Consider the following 14,870-nt stretch of genomic DNA (forward strand, 5'->3'; position numbering starts at 1 on the left):
ATGGCGGAGAGTTTCCGGATGGGGTGGATGTTGGCCCTCGGTGGCCCACCATCCGGTGGGTGATGCAACACCCCACCGGGGTGGCGTTCGAGCCGTCCGTGGCGGGGAGGGGCGTCGGGGTCATCATCGTTACGCGCGTTGTGTACCTTGCAGGCCATCGACATGTTCTTGATGTTGGTCTCCCCTCCCTCCTTCCAGGCCTCCAGGTGATGCACCTGGCAGAAATCCGCCGCCGTCGTACACCCCGGCACCGGGCAGAGGATCGTCTCCGCAGCCAGCAGCATGCGCTGCTTGAAAGTGGCGCTGCGTTGGTCCCGGTAGAGATCCACCGGGCCTTCTACCGGGTCGTAGATACCGACGAACCCGTGGGTGGCCATCTCATGGGCCACCAGCTCCGCACCGGTGATGGTGGTGCCGTCAGTGAGCCCGAAGACCGTGTCATCGCCCTCCCGGCGCAGCACCTTGGCGTAGTCGGGTACGGCCATGACGACATGCGGGGCCAAGGGCTGGTTGGCGGCCGTAGAGGTACTGCCCATGATGTGGGTGTAGAGGGCATCAGCCATGGCCTGCTCGTGGCTCAGTCCCTTATCCGCTGCCCGCAACGCAGAAGCCGTAGGGGTGAGGTGCGACAGCATCGCGGCGATTTCGCGTTCCGGGCGGGTGACGGTGAAGGTCCGCATGCCGTGGCCGTCGGTGTTCTTGCCCCCACGCAACGCGCGTTTGCCGTAGGCCTTCGCTGCGGCATCCTTGACCGTGCGGTTGAGGTCGCGGACCTTCGTGGCTGCGGCCCGGTCGATCTCCGCGACGGTGCCGCGCAAACCACAGAGCTGCACGCGGAGTTCCTCCACGGTCACCGAGGCACCCCGGAGGAGGGAGCGGAGGTGTTTTTCGATGACGATCACCGCGTCCAGCGACAACTCGGAGGCCGCCTCCCGTGCGGCCTGTTGGAGTTTCTTGTACCTGGTGGCCCCGTAGTAGGTGGCCGCCAGCTTCTCCCACAACAACGCATCCTTCACCCCGAGGGCATCAAGCTGCGCGCGGGTGACCGCCTGGGAGGAAAGGTCCTCCAGGACGGTCATTGCCCTAAGGGCTGCCAGCGCGTCGAGGGTGTTCATGCCCCGGACACTAAACCGGAAACACGCAGGCGTCGAGAAGCAAGCAACGCGGCCTGTGGACAACTACCCGTTATCCACAGAAACCCCGATATCTGCCGCCCTACCGGTTGACAGCACCCTCCGGGGGCCTCCCTTTCCGGAACACCCGCCAGGAACCCAGGCTGGCGGCCGCGGTGACGAGGGCGGGCAGGCCGTAGGCGCGGACGGCGCGGCGCACGGAGCGGTAGTCGCGGACCTGCCAGCCGCGCTGGGCGGCTTCCTTCCGCAGCTTGGAGTCGGGGTTGATGGCCACGGCGGTGCCGACCATGGAAAGCATGGGGATGTCGTTGATGGAGTCGGAGTAGGCGGTGCAGCGCTGCAGGTCCAGTTGCTCGATGGCCGCCAGGGCCGCCACGGCGTGCTTCTTGCCGGGTCCGTGGAGGATGTCGCCGACGAGGCGGCCGGTGAACACGCCGTCCTCGACCTCCGCGACGGTGCCGAGGGCGCCGGTGAAGCCGAAGCGCTTCGCCAGGATCTGCGCCAGCTGCACGGGGGTGGCGGAGACCAGCCACACCTGGTGTCCGGCGGCGAGGTGCATGCGGGCCAGCTCGCGGGTGGCGGGCCAGGCCTTGTCGATCATGGAGGAGTCGACGATGTCCTCGCACAGTTCGACCAGCTCGTCGACACGCTTGCCCTTGATGAACTCCAGCGCCTGGGTGCGTCCCTCGGCGACGTCGGCGGCGTTCTCGGCGCCGGTCACCCGGAACTTGATCTGCTTCCAGGCGATGGGGAGGATCTCGGAGAGGCGGAAGTACTTGCGGCGCGCCAGACCCATGGCGAAGACGACGAGGGAGGATCCCTGGATGAGGGTGTTGTCCACGTCGAAGAAGGCGGCGGCGCCGACGTCCTGCGGGATGTCCGGATCGGGCAGGGAGATGTGGATCCCGCCGGCGGCCTCGATGGAGCCGGAGACGGAGTCGACGCCGGAGGAGAAGGCGTCGAGCTCGATGCCGAAGGTCTCCTGCACGGCGGCGGCCGCGGCGGCCTCACCGGCGGTGCGCTGGGACTCCTCGTCGATGGGCGGCAGCGCCCGGTCCTCCAGGAAACGGCGGAGGTTGCCGCGGGTCGCGCTCCAGCTGGCGAGGAACTCCCCGGGGGTGCCGGGGAAGAGGGAGTCCTGGGGGGAGGGGCTCACGTCGCTGTCCGAGCCTTCCTGTGTACTTCGGTGGATGGGTGGGGCGGTATCGTGTCCATGGTAGGCCCCGACGAAGGAGACTGTGGACCATGGCGGTGACGGTGGAGCTGATGATCCGTACGGAATGCGGGTCGTGCGCGCGCGTCGAGAAGCAGATCGCCCCCGTGGTGGCGGCGGCCGGACTCGACCTCGCGGTGCGCAACGTCGATGAGGACCGCGCCCTGGCCGTGGAGTTCGGGGACCGGGTGCCCGTGGTGGTCATCGACGGGGAGGAGTTCGCCTGCTGGGAGGTCGACGATGCGGAACTCGAGGCGGCGTTGGCCTGAACACCTGCCGGGGGTATCCTTTTGTATGATCCGCCCCGGGGCGGCATAGTCAGATGTCCGTGGAACCGAAAGCGGTGAACTTAAACGTGAGTGTGCTCGTCGTGGGAATGTCGCACCGATCGGCGCCGGTGGCGTTGCTCGAGCGGCTGAGCATGGACGAGACGGTCCGCAATGACACCACCTCCCGCCTCGTGGGGCGTTCCTCCCTCAGCGAGGCGATGATCGTCTCCACCTGCAACCGTCTCGAGATCTACTCGGTGACCAATTCCTTCCACTCCGGTGTGCAGGACGTCGTCGAGGTGCTGCACGAGATCTCCGATGTCGACATCGACACCCTCCGCGGCTACCTCTACGTCCGCTACGCCGACGCCGCCGCCGAGCACATGATGGTCGTCGCCTCCGGGCTGGACTCCATGGTGGTCGGCGAGCAGCAGATCATCGGCCAGGTGCGCACCGCGTACCAGGAGGCCGCCGAGAAGGGGACCGTCGGCCCGGCGCTGCACCAGCTGGCGCAGACCGCACTGCAGACCGGCAAGCGCGTCCATTCGGAGACCGACATCGACGACGCCGGGGCGAACATGGTCACCGTCGCCGTCGACGAGGCCCTCGAGCACCTGCACACCGACACCCTGGAGGGCCGCACGGCCCTCGTCCTCGGGGCGGGGGCGATGGCCTCGCTGGCGGCGACGCATCTGGGGCGACTGGGCGTCGAGAAGCTCATCATCTCGAACCGGACGCGCAGCCGCGCGGAGCGTCTCGCCGAGCATTCGCGGGAGGCGGGGGTGCCCGCCGAGGTCGTGGACTTCGAGTCCCGGGCGGCCACGCTCAGCCACGTGGACCTGGCGGTGTCGGCGACCGGCGCCGACGAGTTCACCATCACGCCCGCCGACATCCCCGCGGAGCGCCGCCGCGACCTCATGCTCGTCGACCTGTCCATGCCGCGCGACATCGACGACGCCGTCGTCGGCCTCGACGGGGTGCACCTGGTCAACATCGAGCGCCTCCACCAGACCATCTCCGGCCGCGGTGACCATGCCGCCGGCCATCAGGAGGCGCTGGCCATCGTCGCCGAGCAGCTCCGCGAATACAGCTCCGAGCAGCGGGTGCGCGATGTGGTGCCGGCGGTGTCGGCGCTGCGTCGGCACGCGGCGGAGCTCATCGACGGCGAACTCAGTCGCCTGCGGGGGCGCACCCCCGGGATCGACGACCCGGAGTTCGAGGAGGTGGCGCGCACGGTGCGCCGTGTCGTGGACAAGCTGCTCCACGAGCCGACCGTGCGGGTGAAGAAGCTCGCCGCCGAATCCGGGGTCGTGTCCTATGAATCGGCCCTCCAGGAGCTGTTCGGCCTGGTCACCGACGCCCCGGCGGTGGCGGTCGACGTCGCCAACCTGCCCGTGGGCAAGCTCACCACCACCTGATCGAAGGAGATCCCGAATGTTCAAGATCGGTACCCGCCGCTCGAAGCTGGCCACCACCCAGGCCGGTCACATGCGCGACGCCCTCATCGCCCTGGGCCATGAGGCCGAACTGCACCTGGTCACCACCGAGGGTGACGTCAACATGGCCCCGGTCGAGCGCATCGGCGTCGGCGTGTTCACCCAGCGCCTGCGCGAGGTCCTCGAGGCCGGCGAATGCGACATCGCGGTGCACTCCTTCAAGGATCTGCCCACCGCCCCCGACGAGCGTTTCCGCCTCGTCGTGCCCGTGCGTGCCGACGCCCGCGAGGCCCTCATCGCCCGCGACGGCCTCACCCTGGACACCCTCCCGGAGGGCGCCCGCGTGGGCACCTCCGCCCCGCGCCGGATCTCCCAGCTCAAGGCGCTGCGCCCGGACCTGGACATCCGCCCGCTGCGCGGCAACATCGAGACCCGCATGGGCTTCGTCACCGACGGCGAGCTGGATGCCGTCGTCCTCGCCTACGCCGGCCTCTCCCGGGTGGACATGGGCGACCGCGCCACGCAGGTCTTCGGCCCCGAGGTCATCCTCCCGGCCCCGGCCCAGGGCGCGCTGGCCATCGAGTGCCGCGCGGACGACGAGGCGGCGGTGGCCGCCATCAACCAGCTCCTCGACCCGGACGCCTACACCTGCGCCACCACCGAGCGCATCGTACTCAACCGGCTCGAGGCCGGCTGTACCGCGCCGGTCGCCTCCCACGCCACCCTCGACGCGGACGGCACCATCCACCTCACCGCCGGTGTCTTCGCCCTCGACGGTTCCGCCCAGCTCATGTACGAGGGCAGCGGCACCGACCCGGTCACCCTCGGGGAGGCCGCCGCCGCCGATCTGCTCGGACGGGGTGCCGCCGCGCTCATCGACCGGTAGACTGGTTCGACCATGGCTGTACTCAAGATCACCGACCGGCAGGTCACCGTCACCCTCGACTGGTGGGAGAAGATCGCCGCACGGCGCTCCCATTTCACCATCCCCACCCGGGTGATCACCGACGTCCGCGTCGTCGAGGACGCCGCCCGCCTGGCCAGCGCCGTCCCCGCCCGCAAACGTGCGCCCGGCACCCGTATCCGGGGCGTAACCAACACGGGCACCTTCACCGCCACCGACGGCACCGGGGCCCGGACGTTCGCCGTGTGCCACGGCACGGGTCCGGGCATCCTCATCGACCTCAAGTCCGCCACCGTCAACCGCATCATCATCTCCACGCCGCAGGCCGACCGGTATGCGGCGGAACTGGCCCGGGTGGTGGGTTGAGGCGGGCGTACCCGTGGTACGCAGGTTTTCATATTCGGGGGTTCCTCACTTAAGGTGTGGATACCACACCATCATTTCCCCGTGGTTGTCCGGCCCCCCTTAGCCGGAGCCACGGGTGTCCTGTTGTGAGCGTCCCCCACACTAGAAAAGATCCGTATGAGCATGGCCCCTCAGACCTCCCAGCCGGGAAAGGTCGTCTTCGTCGGCGCAGGCCCCGGTAACCCCGACCTGCTGACCGTGCGTGCCCGCGAGGTACTCGCCGCGACCTCCATCGCCGTGACCGACCCAGGCGTGCTCACCGGCGTGCGCGAGGTGGTCGCCTCCGGTCTGCCCGTCCCTCAGGAGCGTATCGACGCCGCCGAGGCCGAGTACGAGCGCATCTGCGCCGAGGCCAAGGCCGCCGGTGCCCGGCGCCGCCCGCCGCGCCCGCCGGCGCCCACCGCCGCGGACATCCGCGACGTGGTGGCCGGGGAAGCACACGACGTGGTGGCCCAGCTGTCCGCGGCTCTCGAGGAGGGCGGGGACGTCATCCGCCTCGTCACCGGCAACCCGCTGACCCGGGACCAGACGATGGCGGAGATCGCCGCCGTCGCCGCCGCCGGCCTGGAGTTCCAGGTCGTTCCGGGCATGTCCCTGCCGTCGACCGTGCCGTCGTTCGCGGGCATCGCCCTCGGGTCGACGTACACGGAGACCGATGTCACGGAGAACAACGTCGACTGGGAGCAGCTGGCCTCCGCGCCGCAGCCGCTGGTGCTGCAGGCCACGGAGACCGACCTGGTGACCATCGCCGCCGAGCTCAGCGAGCGCGGTATGGCCGCCGACACCCCCGTCTCCGTCACCGTCAACGGCACCACCCGCCTGCAGCGGACCCACGACGTCACCCTCGGCACGCTGGGGCGTCTCGACGCCGAGCTGCCCGGCCAGCTCGTCGTCACCCTGGGCAAGGGCGTCGACGACCGCTCCAAGTACTCCTGGTGGGAGAACCGCCCGCTCTACGGCTGGCGCGTCCTCGTGCCCCGCACCAAGGAGCAGGCCGCGTCGATGAGCGCCCGCCTCTCCGGCTACGGCGCCATCCCGCAGGCCGTGCCCACGATCTCCGTCGAGCCGCCGCGCAACCCCGCCCAGATGGAACGCGCCATCAAGGGCATCGTCGAGGGCCGCTACCAGTGGGTCGTGTTCACCTCCGTCAATGCGGTCGAGGCCGTGTGGGAGAAGATCGTCGAATTCGGTCTCGACGCCCGCTCCTTCGCCGGCGTCCGCCTCGCCGCCGTGGGCACCAAGACGGCGCAGGCCATCAGCGATCTCGGCATGACGCCTGAGCTGCTGCCCGCCGTGACCCAGCAGAACGCCGCCGGACTGGTGGAGGTCTTCCCCGAGTACGTCGAGGAGCTCGATCCGGTCGGCCGCGTGCTGCTGCCCCGGGCGGACATCGCCACCGACGTGCTTGTCGACGGTCTCGTCGACCTCGGCTGGGAGGTCGACGACGTGGTGGCCTACCGTACCGTCCGCGCCGCCCCGCCCTCCGCGGAGATCCGCGAGATGATCAAGTCCGGCGGTTTCGATGCCGTGTGCTTCACCTCCTCCTCGACGGTGAAGAACCTGGTCGGCATCGCCGGCAAGCCGCACCCCCGCACCATCATCGCCTGCATCGGCCCCATGACCGAGGCCACGGCCAAGGAGATGGGGCTGCGCGTCGACGTGGTCCCCGAGATCGCCGAGGTGCCTGACCTGGTTGACGCCCTCGCCGACCACGTGGCCACCCTGCGGGCGGCCGGCCAGCTGCCGCCGCCGCGGAAGAAGCGCCGCACCCGCCGCAAGACGGGCGAAGTCTCCTAGAGGCTGCGTACCCGCGAACCGTGGAACACCAGCGGATCCACGGCTCCGTCGGCTGTGGCCTCCGTGACCTGCAGGACTGCGAAGACGTGGTCGCCGGTGAGCACCTCGTCGACGAGGTGGGCGCGGAGGTGGGCCACGGCGTCGTCGAGAAGCACGGTCTGCCCCCGCGCCGACCAGGCGACCCCGGTGAAACGATCGGCGGCAGGCCCGCCCAGCTGGCGGGCGATGCCCGCGTGTGCGCTGCCGAGTACGGATATGCCCACTTCCGGGGCGTCGCGGAGCAGTGGCCACGTGCTCGAGGTGGTCTGCACGGACAAGCCGATCAACGGGGGGTCGAGGCTGAGCCCGACGAAGGATCCCAGGACGAGGCCGGTGGGGCGGCCATCCACCAGCGCGGCGACGGCCACCAGGGGGGTGGGGACGTGCGCCAGGACGGGGCGCAGGTGGGGGCGTGTCAGTGTGGTGCTCATCGGTTCTCCTCGAAACGGGTGTCGATCTTGTCGGCGAAGTCGAAGCCGGTGGGCAGGATCCCGGCGCGGTGGAAGGCGCCGATGAGATCGTTCTGGGAGGACACGACGCGCTCGTCCAACGGGATCTGCGTGCGTAGTGAGCGGTTGTTCAGTTCGGCTGCGGCCACGTCGACGCGGGTCTCCGTGGCGTAGACCTGCGCCCATGCGGAGGGGTTCTCCCGTGCCCACGCGTATGCGCGCTCGACCCGGGCGGTGAAGTCGGCCAGGGCGCGGGAGGTGAGCGGGTCCTCCAGTGCCGCGTCGCTGGCGACGCCGAAACCGAAACCGTTGGACACTCCGGCCGCGGTGACGAGCGGTACGGCGCCGTCGAGCTCGGCGAGGGCGGTGTACGGGTCCCACACGGCCCAGGCGTCGACCTGTCCGGACTCGAAGGCGGCCTTGCCGTCGGAGGGGGGCAGGTAATTGATGGTCACGTCCTCGACGAGGACGCCCGCCTTTTCCAGCTGCAGGATGAGGTGGCCGTGGGCGCTCGACCCGCGCGCCACCGCCACGGAGCGGCCGGCGAGTTCGGCGACGGAGGTGATGTCGGAATCCGGGCGCAGGAGGATGGCATCGCCCTCGGCCGGGTTGGAGTAGGCGGTGATGACGGTGGTGTCCGTGTTCCCTCCGAGGACCGGTGGGGTGTTGCCGGTGATCGCGAAGTCGATCTGTGCGGCATTGAGGGCCTCGATCTGGGGCGGGCCCGAGGTGAATGCCGACCACGAAATGTCATAGGGGACGTCCGCGAGCTCACCAGCAGCGGCGAGAACCTTCTCGGTGCCGGCGATCTGATCGCCGACGTTCAGGGTGAGCGAGCCGAGGTCGTCGGCGTTGCTCGGGGAGCTGCAGGCGCCGAGGCCCAGGGCGCCGGTGAGGAGGAGGGGAACCAGAATGCGGGGGGAGATCATGAGGGGGGTCCTTTGTCGTCGGGGTGATCAGGCCGGGCGGGTGACGCCGAGCAGGTCGAGCAGGTGGGTGGTCAGGGCGATGAAGCGTTCGTCGGTGAGGCGGGGGCGGGGCAGGTCGACGGGGATGTCGTGGGTGAGGTGGCCGTCGTCGAGCAGGATCACCCGGTCGGCGAGGGTCACGGCCTCGGAGACGTCGTGGGTGACCAGCAGCACCCCGAAATCACGCTGGGTCGCGGTCTCCAGGAGGAGGCGCTGGGCGTCGAGGCGGGTGAGGGCGTCGAGGGCCCCGAAGGGTTCGTCGAGAAGCAGCAGGTGCGGCTCGCTGATGAGCGCCCGGGCGAGCGCGGCGCGTTGGGCCTGCCCGCCGCTGAGGGTGTGGGGCCACCGCTCGGCGGCGTCCGAGAGGTGAACCTCCGCGAGCAGCTCTCGGGCCCGCGCCTGCTTCTCCGCGAGCGGCAGGGACACGCGGGTGAGGCCGGCCACGACGTTGTCCAGGACGGTGAGCCAGGGAAACAGGCGGGGTTCCTGGAAGGCCACCGCGGGGTGGCCGGCCACGTGGACGTGGGCGGAGTCGCCGTGGAGCCCGGCGAGGATCTGCAGGAGGGTGGATTTGCCGGAACCGGAACGTCCGATGAGGGCGACGATCTCTCCCCGCCGGATGTGCAGGTCGATGCCTGCGAGGACCTTCTTCGGCCCGAAGGACTTGTGGAGCGTGTCGACGCGAGCCACCGTCGTGGTGGACGGGCGGAGGGGCGTGATGAGGTTGGTCATGGTGATTCCTAAAGGGTGGTGGAGCGGTAACGGAAGACATGGCGCTCCCAGCGACGGATGAGCGCATCACTGAGCAGGCCGAGGACGGCGTAGATGACGAGGCCGACGATGACGATGTCGGTGCGGTAGAAGTCCCGGGCGTTGTTGATGAGGAATCCCAGACCTTCCCGGGCGTTCACCTGCTCCGCGACGATGAGCGTCAACCAGGCGGAGGCCGAGGCCTGGCGCAGTCCCACGAACAGGGCCGGGGCGGCGCTGGGGAGCAGCACACTGCGGAGGCGGCGGGTGAGGCTGAAGCCCAGGACGCGGGAGGTCTCCAGGAGTTTCGGGTCCGCCTGGCGCAGCCCGGAGACGGTGTTGAGGTACAGCGGGAACAGGACACCGAGGGCGATGAGCAGCACCTTCGGCAGTTCCCCGATACCGAACCAGATGATGAACAGGGGCACCAGGCCGAGGTGGGGCAGGGCGCGCGCCGCCTGCAGGAGGGGATCGAGGGCCTCATCGATGAGGCGGAAGAAGCCGACGAGCAGCCCCAGTCCGATCCCCGCCAGGGCGCCCACCGCGAAGCCGAACAGGACCCGCTGCGAGGACGTGGCGAGCGCCTGGAGGAGGCTGCCGTCGGAGAGCACCTCCCACCCGGCCCGGAGGATGGCGGTGGGGGCGGGGAGGATGCGTTCGGGGATGATCCCGGCGAGGCTGAGGAGCTCCCAGCCGAGAAGGAAGAAGAGCGGGGACAGGACGCGGACGTGGTTGCTGCCGGTTGATGGGGCAGTGCGCGTGGTGCGGGGGCGGGTGAGCAGTGACATGGGGGATCCTCTGTTAGCTGACGGGCTGCGGTTGCGGGGTGGCGGGGACGAAAGGCACGCGTGCGGTGCTCGGGCGGGGCGGGTCCTCGTGATTGCGCACACGGATGCCCCGGCGCAGCAGTTGGGGGATGACGCCCTCACCGAAGTGGTAGGCCTCCTCCAGGTCGGGGTAGCCGGAGAGGACGAAATCGCTCAGACCCAGCCCGGAGTACTCGATGATCCGGTCCGCCACCTCGCCGTAGGAGCCGACGAGCGCGGTGCCGGCGCCACCGCGGACGAGGCCCACCCCGGCCCACACGTTGGGGTGGATCTCCAGGTCGCGGGCGACGGTGCCTGCGTGGAAGGTGCTGCCCCTGCCGTGCAGGGCGGCCATCCGGCGCTGGCCCTCCGACTGGGAGCTCTGCAGCCCGGCCTGCGCCTGCCGGACCTGCTCCGGGGAGATCCCCCGGAGGAGTTTCCCGGCCGCCGCCCAGGCCTCCTCCGAGGTGTCGCGGGCGATGACGTGGAAGCGGATGCCGTGTCCGAGCGTGCGGCCGTGGGTGGAGGCCAGGGAGTTGATCCAGTCGATCTTCTGCTGCACCGGGGCTGGTGGCTCGCCCCACGTGAGGTAGAGATCGGCGTAGCGGGCGGCGACATCACCGGCCGGGGCGGAGGAACCGCCGAAGAGGACCTGCGGGATGACGTCGGGTACTCGCGTCAGGGAGGCGTTCTCCACGCTGAGGTGTTGGCCACGGTGGGTGACGGTCTCCCCGCGCCACAGGCGGGTGACGATGTCGAGGAACTCGCCGCACCGCGCGTAACGCTGTGCCTTGTTCAGGTGGTCTCCGAACGCCCGCTGTTCGTTGTCCTCGCCGCCGGTGACGACGTTGATGAGCAGGCGGTTACCTGAGTAGCGCTGGAAGGTGGCGGCCATCTGGGCGGACAGCGTCGGAGAGACCAGGCCGGGGCGGAGGGCGACGAGGAATTTGAGACGCTCGGTGGCGTCGATGAGCGCGGCGTCGGTGATCCAGGCGTCCTCGCACCACTGGCCGGTGGGAGTGAGGACAGACTCGAAGCCGTTGAGCTCGGCGGCCAGGGCGAGCTGGGTGAGATAGGGGAGTTCGATGGGGCGGTCGCCGGAACGGGCGGCGGCCCCGTGGCCACCTCCGACGATGCCCCGGGAATCTCCGGAGGTGGGCAGGAACCAGTGGAATGTGAGTGTCGTGGACATGCCGAGAAGTTAACAGACTGTGCGGTCTAGATGGCCAGAGTTTGTTTAATGCAGAAAGGAAGGTCCGGGAGGTTTGAGAGGTTTCCATTCGCGCGGCGGGGGCTGCCTCGGTGGTGGATAAAAGGGGTGTGAAATGCCACGATTGCGGGGGTGCCGGGCACGGACCTCGAATCCTGACTGGGCGGTATGGAACTAATAGACAGCCAGGTCTATTCTCTCCCTCATGCACCTTTCCCCGGCCCTCCTGGAGCAGGGCGCCCCGCTCCGTTTCGGGCACCCGACCCACCCGACGGCCCGCGTCTTGCACCAGATCCGCACGCTGCCCCACGCCACCCGGGTGCTCCTGCGGGACACGCTGGGACTCTCTGCCCCGAGCGTGACGCGTCACGTGCGTTCCCTCATCGACGCCGGCCTCGTCGAGGAGTCCGCCCCCCAGGGTTCCGATGACCGGGTGGGGCGCCCCCAGACCTCGCTGGACATCGACGCCCGCCACGTCGTCATCTGGGGTGCCCACGTCGGTGCCCGTTCCACGACGGTGCTCGCGGCCGACGGTGCCGGCCGGGTGATCCGCGAGGCGGACGTCGACATGGCGGTGAGCGGGCACGCTCCGGAGCAGACCATCGCGCGCCTGGCACAGGGCATGGCGGCGGTGGGGAGGGGGCTGCCGGCGCCGGTGGCGGCGGGGGTGGCGTTTTCCGCGCACGTCGACCACGCCGGTCGCGTCACGTCCCCCGCCTACGGGTGGGAGGGGGTGGACCCCGGACCACTCCTCGGTGACGCCCTGGGCGGCCCCGTCTCCGTGACGGCGGGGGTGTCCGCGATGGCCGGGAGAGAGCTGGCGGCGAGCCCGATCAGTCACGGGGAACCGGCCTCGGCGCTGTATTTCTATGCGCGCGAGGTGGTCAACCACGCGTGGATCATCAACGGGACGGTGCACCGCGCCCACTCCGGCCGGGCCCCGGGTCTTCTCCTGCCCTCCGCCCCCGACGGCCTGCATCCGCTGGGCAATGCCGCGTTGGTGCAGGCGGCGCAACGCCGGGGCGTCCGGGTGCCGGACTTCGCCTCCCTCGTGCGGGAGGCGGCCCGGAACCCGCGCGTGCGCGAGCTTCTCGACGCCCGGGTCGACCATCTCGCCCAGGCGATCCTGTTGTCCCTGGAAGTCATCGACCCGGAGAAGCTCGTCCTGGCGGGAGACGCCTTCCACCTCGACAGAAGCGGTCTGCGGAGACTGGTCACCACGCTGCGCCGAGGATGGGGGCGGGTGCAGATCAACCTGGCCGCCCCGCAGGCCACCCGCGACGCCGCCCTGATGGCGGGGCTGCACCCGTTCTGGTCGGATCCGCTGGAGTACGTCGGTGCCTGATCTCGGTGCAGTGCGGTCGTGTCGCGTCCCCCGCCTATGATGGCGGGGAACACCGATCACCTCACTTTTCCGGAAGGACCGGCCCCGCTGTGACTGACCAGCCCACCCCCCTCCGTCGCCCCCGCCGCCTGCGCACCAGCCCGGCGATGCGCGAGCTCGTCGCGGAGACGACGCTGCGGCCGGCGGACCTCATCCTGCCGATGTTCATCGCCGACGGCATCGACGCCCCCCGGGAGATCTCCTCCATGCCGGGTGTCCACCAGCACACCCTCGACTCCCTCAAGCGCGCCGCCCACGAGGCGCTCGAGGCCGGGGTGCGCTGCGTCGACCTCTTCGGGGTCCCGCGCGAGGAGGACAAGGACGCCGACGGCACCGCCTCCGGCGAGGAGCACGGCGTGCTCAACCGGGCGCTGGCCGCGATGCGGGAGGAGTTCGGCGATGATCTGCTGCTCATGGCCGACACCTGCCTCGACGAGTTCACCGACCACGGCCACTGCGGTGTCGTGCGGGAGGACCGGTGGGGACGGGCGGTCGTCGATAATGACGCCACCCTGGAGCTCTACCAGGCGATGGCCGTCGCCCAGGCCGACGCCGGGGCGCACATCGTCAGCCCCTCGGGGATGATGGACGGCCAGATCCGGGCCATCCGCGCGGCGCTCGACGCCGCGGGGCACCAGGACGTGTCCATCATGGCGTACTCCGCCAAGTACGCGTCTGCCTTCTACGGCCCCTTCCGGGAGGCCGTCGGTTCCTCGCTGCAGGGCGATCGCCGCACCTACCAGCAGGACCCCGCCAACCTGCGGGAATCCCTGCTCGAGGCGGAGCTGGACATCGAGGAAGGCGCCGACTTCATCATGGTCAAGCCGGCTATGCCCTATCTCGACGTGCTGGCGGCCGTGGCGCAGCTCTCCCCGGTGCCGGTCGCCGCGTACCAGGTGTCCGGCGAGTACGCGATGCTCCAGGCTGCCGCGCAGAACGGCTGGCTCGACCTCGAGGCCGTCATGATGGAGTCGCTGACCTCCATCAAGCGCGCCGGGGCGAACCAGATCCTCACCTACTTCGCCACCGACGCCGCCCGGGTGCTCAACCGCTGATGACGGAGAAGAAACCAGAGGTCGTCCGGCTCATGCTGCTGCTGTTCGCGGTGGCCGTCGGCGGGGAGATCCTCCACCAGATCCTCAGCATCACCATCGGGCTCATGGACCCCTCGGGGCTCTACGCCGCGGCGAAGGAGACGATGAGCGCCGAGCAGGCGGAGCAGATTTCCGAAGGCGCGCTGCGGGCCACGGTCATCGCCTCGATCCTGGCGGCCGGGGGATTCGGGATCGCCGTCATGGGGCTGCTGGCCTTCATGCTCGTGCTCATCCACCGGCGCTCGAAGTACGCGGGCATGGCCCGGCGGATGCTGCTGGTGTTCGGTTTCTATTTCGCGTTCCGTATTCTCATGCTGTTCGCGGCCACCCCGGGCGGGACCCGCGTCCCCGTGGCAATGTATCTGGTGGACGGCAGTGTCCAGATCCTCGTGGGTGTGGCCGCCGTGCTCGGCCTGGTCTTCTCCTTCCGGGAGGAGACCTTCAGGTGGACCGGGGAGATCGACTCCTCCGGCGCACGGATCGACCCTCGAAGGAAGTGAGCCGCAGTGCCCAGCATGTTCCCGGGAATGCACGTCCATCCCGATGACCCGAACCGCGGCCCGCGGCGCACCTCGCCCGGCGCGGACCCGGACGTGTGGCCGGCGTCCCTGAAGTGGGGTTACTACATCACGGTGGCCGCCGCAGTGCTCATGGTGGTCACCGGCATGGTCGGACTCGCCCAGGGCTTCCGGGGGGATCCGGGCGCCGCCCCGGAGCTCATCGAGGCCTACCATCGCAACATCCGTTTCATCGGGGTGTACAACATCATCGCGGGCCTGGTCATCGCCGCCGTGGCCGCGCAGCTCAAGTCCGGCGGGCGCATCTCCCGCCGCGTGCTGGCGGGTGTATTCGCCCTGTCGATCTTCTTCAACATCGCCGCCTTCGCCATCCAGGTGGGGGGTCTGGCGATGGTCGCCATCTGCGTCCTCCTGGGCGTGGCGGCGGTACTGGTGTTCCGCCCCGCATCCAACGACTACATGCGGCGGAAGAGCAGCGGCGACGACTAACCTGTG

At 69.8% G+C, this 14,870-nt stretch carries 16 protein-coding genes; 9 read left to right on the top strand and 7 right to left on the bottom strand.

Going from position 1 to position 14,870, the window contains the following annotated elements:
* Positions 1-1,115, bottom strand: a 1,115-nt coding sequence (locus ACFPUZ_RS10660) for an HNH endonuclease signature motif containing protein (protein ID WP_377001884.1), incomplete at its 3' end; no start/stop codon positions are given.
* Positions 1,116-1,215: 100 nt separating this feature from the next.
* Positions 1,216-2,289 (bottom strand): HAD-IB family hydrolase, encoded by a 1,074-nt coding sequence (locus ACFPUZ_RS10665; protein WP_377001885.1) that lies wholly within the window; start codon positions 2,287-2,289, stop codon positions 1,216-1,218.
* 89 nt (positions 2,290-2,378) lie between these two features.
* On the opposite strand from ACFPUZ_RS10665, the gene ACFPUZ_RS10670 reads away from it, so the two are divergent.
* The 5 genes from ACFPUZ_RS10670 to ACFPUZ_RS10690 all read left to right on the top strand — a co-directional run bounded on the left by ACFPUZ_RS10670 (position 2,379) and on the right by ACFPUZ_RS10690 (position 7,157).
* Positions 2,379-2,615 carry a glutaredoxin family protein gene (locus ACFPUZ_RS10670; RefSeq protein ID WP_377001886.1) on the top strand — a complete coding sequence of 79 codons (237 nt, stop codon included), beginning with the start codon at positions 2,379-2,381 and terminating at the stop codon, positions 2,613-2,615.
* An 86-nt stretch (positions 2,616-2,701) separates the two neighbouring features.
* A complete protein-coding gene (locus ACFPUZ_RS10675; RefSeq protein ID WP_377001887.1) occupies positions 2,702-4,033 on the top strand; it encodes a glutamyl-tRNA reductase in 1,332 nt (443 codons plus the stop codon).
* A gap of 16 nt (positions 4,034-4,049) precedes the next feature.
* The gene (gene hemC / locus ACFPUZ_RS10680) at positions 4,050-4,937 is read left to right on the top strand and encodes a hydroxymethylbilane synthase (protein WP_377001888.1); all 888 of its coding nucleotides are present in this window, start codon (positions 4,050-4,052) and stop codon (positions 4,935-4,937) included.
* A gap of 12 nt (positions 4,938-4,949) precedes the next feature.
* Entirely contained in the window at positions 4,950-5,321 is a 372-nt protein-coding gene (locus tag ACFPUZ_RS10685; RefSeq protein ID WP_377001889.1) for a hypothetical protein, read from the top strand.
* Positions 5,322-5,477: 156 nt separating this feature from the next.
* Positions 5,478-7,157: a uroporphyrinogen-III synthase gene (locus ACFPUZ_RS10690; RefSeq protein ID WP_377001890.1), complete on the top strand. Its 1,680-nt coding sequence runs from the start codon at positions 5,478-5,480 to the stop codon at positions 7,155-7,157.
* Here ACFPUZ_RS10690 and ACFPUZ_RS10695 read toward each other — a convergent pair.
* The 5 genes from ACFPUZ_RS10695 to ACFPUZ_RS10715 are packed head-to-tail and all read right to left on the bottom strand — an operon-like array spanning position 7,154 to position 11,361.
* A complete protein-coding gene (locus tag ACFPUZ_RS10695; protein ID WP_377001891.1) occupies positions 7,154-7,627 on the bottom strand; it encodes a flavin reductase family protein in 474 nt (157 codons plus the stop codon). The genes ACFPUZ_RS10690 and ACFPUZ_RS10695 overlap by 4 nt on opposite strands.
* Positions 7,624-8,574 (bottom strand): ABC transporter substrate-binding protein, encoded by a 951-nt coding sequence (locus ACFPUZ_RS10700; protein ID WP_377001892.1) that lies wholly within the window; start codon positions 8,572-8,574, stop codon positions 7,624-7,626. The genes ACFPUZ_RS10695 and ACFPUZ_RS10700 overlap by 4 nt, the downstream gene beginning before the upstream one ends.
* A gap of 27 nt (positions 8,575-8,601) precedes the next feature.
* Complete coding sequence (locus ACFPUZ_RS10705; protein ID WP_377001893.1) at positions 8,602-9,345, bottom strand: ABC transporter ATP-binding protein; 744 nt, start codon at positions 9,343-9,345, stop codon at positions 8,602-8,604.
* Positions 9,346-9,353: 8 nt separating this feature from the next.
* The gene (locus ACFPUZ_RS10710; protein ID WP_377001894.1) at positions 9,354-10,151 is read right to left on the bottom strand and encodes an ABC transporter permease; all 798 of its coding nucleotides are present in this window, start codon (positions 10,149-10,151) and stop codon (positions 9,354-9,356) included.
* 13 nt (positions 10,152-10,164) lie between these two features.
* On the bottom strand, positions 10,165-11,361 hold the full coding sequence (locus tag ACFPUZ_RS10715) for an LLM class flavin-dependent oxidoreductase (RefSeq protein WP_377001895.1): 1,197 nt from the start codon (positions 11,359-11,361) through the stop codon (positions 10,165-10,167).
* A 223-nt stretch (positions 11,362-11,584) separates the two neighbouring features.
* Between ACFPUZ_RS10715 and ACFPUZ_RS10720 the strand changes: the two genes are divergently transcribed.
* The 4 genes from ACFPUZ_RS10720 (at position 11,585) to ACFPUZ_RS10735 (ending at position 14,864) form a co-directional block, all read left to right on the top strand.
* Positions 11,585-12,724 (top strand): ROK family transcriptional regulator, encoded by a 1,140-nt coding sequence (locus ACFPUZ_RS10720; RefSeq protein ID WP_377001896.1) that lies wholly within the window; start codon positions 11,585-11,587, stop codon positions 12,722-12,724.
* 89 nt (positions 12,725-12,813) lie between these two features.
* Complete coding sequence (hemB, locus tag ACFPUZ_RS10725) at positions 12,814-13,818, top strand: porphobilinogen synthase (RefSeq protein ID WP_377001897.1); 1,005 nt, start codon at positions 12,814-12,816, stop codon at positions 13,816-13,818.
* Positions 13,818-14,357, top strand: a complete 540-nt coding sequence (locus tag ACFPUZ_RS10730; protein WP_377001898.1) for a hypothetical protein — start codon at positions 13,818-13,820, stop codon at positions 14,355-14,357. Before hemB ends, ACFPUZ_RS10730 begins: the two co-directional genes overlap by 1 nt.
* 6 nt (positions 14,358-14,363) lie before the next feature.
* Entirely contained in the window at positions 14,364-14,864 is a 501-nt protein-coding gene (locus tag ACFPUZ_RS10735; protein ID WP_377001899.1) for a hypothetical protein, read from the top strand.
* Positions 14,865-14,870: the final 6 nt, after the last annotated feature.

The organism is Corynebacterium nasicanis, from assembly GCF_042658165.1.
GTDB classification, from domain to species: domain Bacteria; phylum Actinomycetota; class Actinomycetes; order Mycobacteriales; family Mycobacteriaceae; genus Corynebacterium; species Corynebacterium nasicanis.

Coding starts and splice junctions, on each gene's coding strand:
- ACFPUZ_RS10670 (WP_377001886.1), top strand. CDS start 2,379: ATGGCGGTGACGGTGGAGCTGATGATCCGTACGGAATGCGGGTCGTGC.
- hemC (WP_377001888.1), top strand. CDS start 4,050: ATGTTCAAGATCGGTACCCGCCGCTCGAAGCTGGCCACCACCCAGGCC.
- ACFPUZ_RS10685 (WP_377001889.1), top strand. CDS start 4,950: ATGGCTGTACTCAAGATCACCGACCGGCAGGTCACCGTCACCCTCGAC.
- ACFPUZ_RS10690 (WP_377001890.1), top strand. CDS start 5,478: ATGAGCATGGCCCCTCAGACCTCCCAGCCGGGAAAGGTCGTCTTCGTC.
- ACFPUZ_RS10695 (WP_377001891.1), bottom strand. CDS start 7,627: ATGAGCACCACACTGACACGCCCCCACCTGCGCCCCGTCCTGGCGCAC.
- ACFPUZ_RS10700 (WP_377001892.1), bottom strand. CDS start 8,574: ATGATCTCCCCCCGCATTCTGGTTCCCCTCCTCCTCACCGGCGCCCTG.
- ACFPUZ_RS10705 (WP_377001893.1), bottom strand. CDS start 9,345: ATGACCAACCTCATCACGCCCCTCCGCCCGTCCACCACGACGGTGGCT.
- ACFPUZ_RS10710 (WP_377001894.1), bottom strand. CDS start 10,151: ATGTCACTGCTCACCCGCCCCCGCACCACGCGCACTGCCCCATCAACC.
- ACFPUZ_RS10715 (WP_377001895.1), bottom strand. CDS start 11,361: ATGTCCACGACACTCACATTCCACTGGTTCCTGCCCACCTCCGGAGAT.
- ACFPUZ_RS10720 (WP_377001896.1), top strand. CDS start 11,585: ATGCACCTTTCCCCGGCCCTCCTGGAGCAGGGCGCCCCGCTCCGTTTC.
- ACFPUZ_RS10730 (WP_377001898.1), top strand. CDS start 13,818: ATGACGGAGAAGAAACCAGAGGTCGTCCGGCTCATGCTGCTGCTGTTC.